This is a genomic window from Edaphobacter sp. (assembly GCF_035532915.1).
Lineage (GTDB): Bacteria > Acidobacteriota > Terriglobia > Terriglobales > Acidobacteriaceae > Edaphobacter.
Genome location: NZ_DATKQC010000392.1, coordinates 1 through 3,771 on the forward strand (window position 1 = coordinate 1; position 3,771 = coordinate 3,771).

The 3,771-nt window shown below is 58.3% G+C and carries 6 protein-coding genes; 5 read left to right on the forward strand and 1 reads right to left on the reverse strand.

Annotated elements, in window-relative coordinates; all coding sequences use genetic code 11:
• Positions 1-468: site-specific integrase (locus VMU57_RS18635; RefSeq protein WP_325386181.1), on the reverse strand; the 468-nt coding region annotated here is incomplete at its 3' end.
• Between the two features lie 470 nt (positions 469-938).
• On the opposite strand from VMU57_RS18635, the gene VMU57_RS18640 reads away from it, so the two are divergent.
• The 5 genes from VMU57_RS18640 to VMU57_RS18660 all read left to right on the forward strand — a co-directional run.
• On the forward strand, positions 939-1,373 hold the full coding sequence (locus VMU57_RS18640; RefSeq protein ID WP_325386183.1) for a hypothetical protein: 435 nt from the start codon (positions 939-941) through the stop codon (positions 1,371-1,373).
• 87 nt (positions 1,374-1,460) lie between these two features.
• Complete coding sequence (locus tag VMU57_RS18645) at positions 1,461-1,925, forward strand: hypothetical protein (RefSeq protein ID WP_325386185.1); 465 nt, start codon at positions 1,461-1,463, stop codon at positions 1,923-1,925.
• A 5-nt stretch (positions 1,926-1,930) separates the two neighbouring features.
• Positions 1,931-2,212 (forward strand): acylphosphatase, encoded by a 282-nt coding sequence (locus tag VMU57_RS18650; RefSeq protein ID WP_325386187.1) that lies wholly within the window; start codon positions 1,931-1,933, stop codon positions 2,210-2,212.
• 5 nt (positions 2,213-2,217) lie between these two features.
• Complete coding sequence (locus VMU57_RS18655) at positions 2,218-2,751, forward strand: adenine phosphoribosyltransferase (RefSeq protein WP_158909997.1); 534 nt, start codon at positions 2,218-2,220, stop codon at positions 2,749-2,751.
• Positions 2,752-2,767: 16 nt separating this feature from the next.
• A partial coding sequence (locus VMU57_RS18660) for an NAD(P)-dependent alcohol dehydrogenase (protein ID WP_325386190.1) occupies positions 2,768-3,771 on the forward strand: 1,004 nt, incomplete at its 3' end.

Genomic DNA, 3,771 nt, shown 5'->3' on the forward strand with positions numbered 1-3,771 from the left:
TTCGCGCACGTGGATGATCATCCGCTTGCTGTCGATGTCAGTGACCTTCAGGTCGAGAGCTTCCTGGCAGCGAAGCCCGGCGCTGTAGTACAGGGCCAGCAACGCCCGATGCTTGATGTTCATCTCTGCATCGAGCACGGCACAGACTTCCTGCCGGCTCCAGACTGTGGGAAGCTTGCGCCGCACCTTGGGCTTGATGATCTCCTGATCGAACCAGGTCTGCTTCAGGGTCCGCATGTAGAGGAACTTCAGCGCCGACCGGGCCCCTTGGATCGTTCCCCAGGCAAGCTTCCGTTCGTTGAGCAGATGCAGAAGAAACGTCCGAACATGCTCGGGGCCGAGCTGATCAGGTGACTTGTGGAAGTAGGTTGCGAACTCCGCAACCGTGTGGGTGTAGTGGCGAACCGTACGTTCGGAGAAGTTCCGTAGCCGGAGATCCTCCTGCATGCGTTGGCGTAGCTGTGTCATGGACACCTCCTTCGGTGTCCAACACTCTATCCAAACGCCACAGAACCATACCCCGCCGCGCTAGCGGCTTAGTGCAAATCGCCGATGCACTCACCGACACTGGATTAGTAAGGATATGTCGGCTTGTCGGAAGCAATCCGCAATTCCCTCAAATCCTCACCCCCAAATTTATTTTTTGCGTTTTTGGCCCAAAAATACGATGTCAAGCCCCGAAATCGCTTAACTCCATGAAACCAAAGGCGATATCAATTGTCGGTTAGTTTGTAGCAATTCGCTAAAATAGAGCTAGTAGATCGAAAAGCAAGAAAGCCTCAGCAAACGCTGGGGCTTTCCCTTTTTAAATCAATATTTTAGCTGTAACTTCCTTGTTTGCAATATTTTAGCGGCAATACATCCGCTAAACCATTGCAACCATTCAACTTATTACCAGGGTACCGGGGGGGGTGGCCCCCCAAACAAAGGAGCAAACTATGCCAACGCCTCTATGCCGTCATGTCCGCACCAATGGAACCCGCTGTGGCTCTCCATCGTTGTCCGGCAATCAGTGGTGCTACTTCCACAACCGCCTCCACCATCGTCATCGTGGATTCCGTCATACCGAAGCCTCTCGCGGCTATCTCATACCCGGCCAGAACCTCGAGCTATTAGCGCTCGAAGACGCCGAATCCATCCAGCTTGCGCTCTCGATGGTCATCAACGCGCTCGCGACCAGCACCCTCGACACCAAGTGCGCCTCCGCGCTTCTCTACGGCCTCCAACTCGCCTCCCTCAACGCCTCAAGGCTCCATCCCCGGCCCAAAGCCTCCGAAGTCGTCCGTGACTACGCCACCTCCGCCGACGGCCTCGATCTCGCCATCTCCCACTACTCCGACCCCGAAGAAGACAGCAGCGAACGGGAAACCTAACACGGCAGAGAAATAAAGCAATCGGGGATGGGCAAATCCTGCCTCGCCTTGCCCATCCCCCCACCGTGAACTAATCTAGAGTCAGCTATGTATGAAGACTTTAAAGTAACCGACCGCTGGACCGGAGAAGAGCTCCGCTGCCTCTGGAAAGGCACCGTCGTCGCCATCGCCACGCGCCACGCCGACGCCACCGATATCCGCTTCTCCGTCAACGGCAAGCCCGTCTGGATCGCCATGCCCAACGTCGCCTGGGTCGAGCAGAAGCGCCGCAACGGCCACGTCATCACCGACTACCTCGCCGCCCAGACCGCTGGCCGCTACCTCAAGCACGCCATCGAGTCCGGCTACGACAACGGCCGCGAGATGTACACCATGACGGTCGAAGAAGTCCTTACCCACGCCGACGCCGTCGTCCGCGAAGCCGGCAGCACCGACAAACTGCCCAGCCTTCCCGTCATCAACGAGAACATCCAGCCGGAGCTTGAGCTGGGACGTCTCCCCGGCGACAACCAAGGCCCCGTCCAGATTCCACCCGACCACATGGTCCTCTAGCACCGATGGTCTGCCACTACCTCGTCAAGGGTCGCGTGCAGGGCGTCGGTTTCCGCTGGTTCGTCCAGCGCGAAGCCGCTGAGATCGGCCTCAAGGGCTGGGTCCGCAACACCGAGGAAGGCCACGTCGAGATCGTCGCAGCCGGTAACTCCGAAGATTTAGCGGAACTAAAAGATGCACTCCGCAAAGGTTCACGCGGCAGCCGCGTCGATGCAGTCATCGAACACGAGCTCGACGAGAGCGAAGGCCTAAATCTCGGAGAGTTCAACATTGAAGGAGCCTGGTAAAAACGATGTCCCATAACTGCGAACCATTGAAAGAACTCGTCCGCACCGTTCCCGACTTTCCCAAGCCTGGAATCCTCTTCTACGACATCACCACGCTGCTCAAGGACAAGGCAGGTTTTGCCCAGCTCATCGACGCCTTCGCCGCCTACTATATCGGCAAAGACATCGATCTCGTTCTCGGCATCGAGGCGCGCGGCTTCATCTTCGGCCCGGCGCTCGCCTACCGCCTCAACGCAGGCTTCGTCCCCGTGCGCAAGCCCAACAAGTTGCCCGCAAAGGCAGCCCGCGTGACCTACGATCTCGAGTACGGCAGCGACTCGCTGGAAATCCACCTCGACGCCATCCAGCCCGGCCAGCGCGTCGTCATCGTCGACGACCTGCTCGCCACCGGCGGCACCATGCAGGCCACCGTCCAGCTAGTCCGCCAACTCGGCGGCGAGATCGCAGGCTTAGGCTTCGCCGTCGAACTCGACTTCCTCAAAGGCCGCGAAAAGTTTCAGGAATACGACGTCCTCAGCCTCTTACACTACGACGAATAACCTCAGGAGTTTCTCAATGAAGTCTCATGGATACGCCGCACACGATAAGAAGTCGCCACTCGTTCCCTTCAGCTTCGACCGCAGGGAACCCGGCCCCAACGACGTCGTCGTAGAGATCGCCTACTGCGGCATCTGTCACTCGGACATTCACCAGGTCCTCGATGAGTGGGGTCAGTCCATCTATCCCATGGTTCCCGGCCACGAGATCGTCGGCCACGTCACCGCGGTCGGCTCGTCGGTGACGAAGTTCAAGAAGGGCGATCTCGCCGGTGTCGGCGTCATGGTCGACTCCTGCCGCATCTGCGAGAACTGCAAGGCCGAAGCCCAGCCCTACTGCACCAAAGGCATGGTCGGAACCTATAATGCGCGCGACTACAAGGGCGAGCTCACCTTTGGCGGCTACTCGAACAACATCGTCGTCGATGAGAAGTACACCTTCACGATTTCGCCGAAGTTGAATCTCGCCGCCGTAGCACCGCTGCTTTGTGCGGGCATCACGACCTACTCGCCCCTGCGCCACTGGAACGCGGGAAAAGGCAAGAAGGTTGGCGTCGTCGGCCTCGGCGGTCTGGGACACATGGGCTTGAAGTTCGCGCACTCCTTCGGAGCGCACGTCGTCCAGTTCACAACTTCGGAGAGCAAGATCGAAGACGCAAAGAAGCTTGGTGCGGACGAAGTCGTCATCAGCAAAGATGCCAATGCCATGGCAAAACATGCGGGCAGCTTCGACTTCATTCTGGATTGCGTTTCGGCAGAACACAACCTGAACGACTACCTCAACCTGCTGCGGCTCGATGGCACACTCTGCTCGGTCGGCTTGCCGGAGCAGCCTCTGTCCATCGCTCCGTTCGCTATTCTCGCCAATCGACGCTCGTTGTCAGGATCGATGATCGGCGGCATGGCCGAGACGCAGGAGATGCTGGACTACTGCGCCGAACACAACATTGTCTCCGACATCGAGCTGACCTCCATCCAGAAGCTGCCGGAAGCTTACGAGCGCGTCATCAAAGGCGATGTAAA

Coding starts and splice junctions, on each gene's coding strand:
- VMU57_RS18640 (WP_325386183.1), top strand. CDS start 939: ATGCCAACGCCTCTATGCCGTCATGTCCGCACCAATGGAACCCGCTGT.
- VMU57_RS18645 (WP_325386185.1), top strand. CDS start 1,461: ATGTATGAAGACTTTAAAGTAACCGACCGCTGGACCGGAGAAGAGCTC.
- VMU57_RS18650 (WP_325386187.1), top strand. CDS start 1,931: ATGGTCTGCCACTACCTCGTCAAGGGTCGCGTGCAGGGCGTCGGTTTC.
- VMU57_RS18655 (WP_158909997.1), top strand. CDS start 2,218: ATGTCCCATAACTGCGAACCATTGAAAGAACTCGTCCGCACCGTTCCC.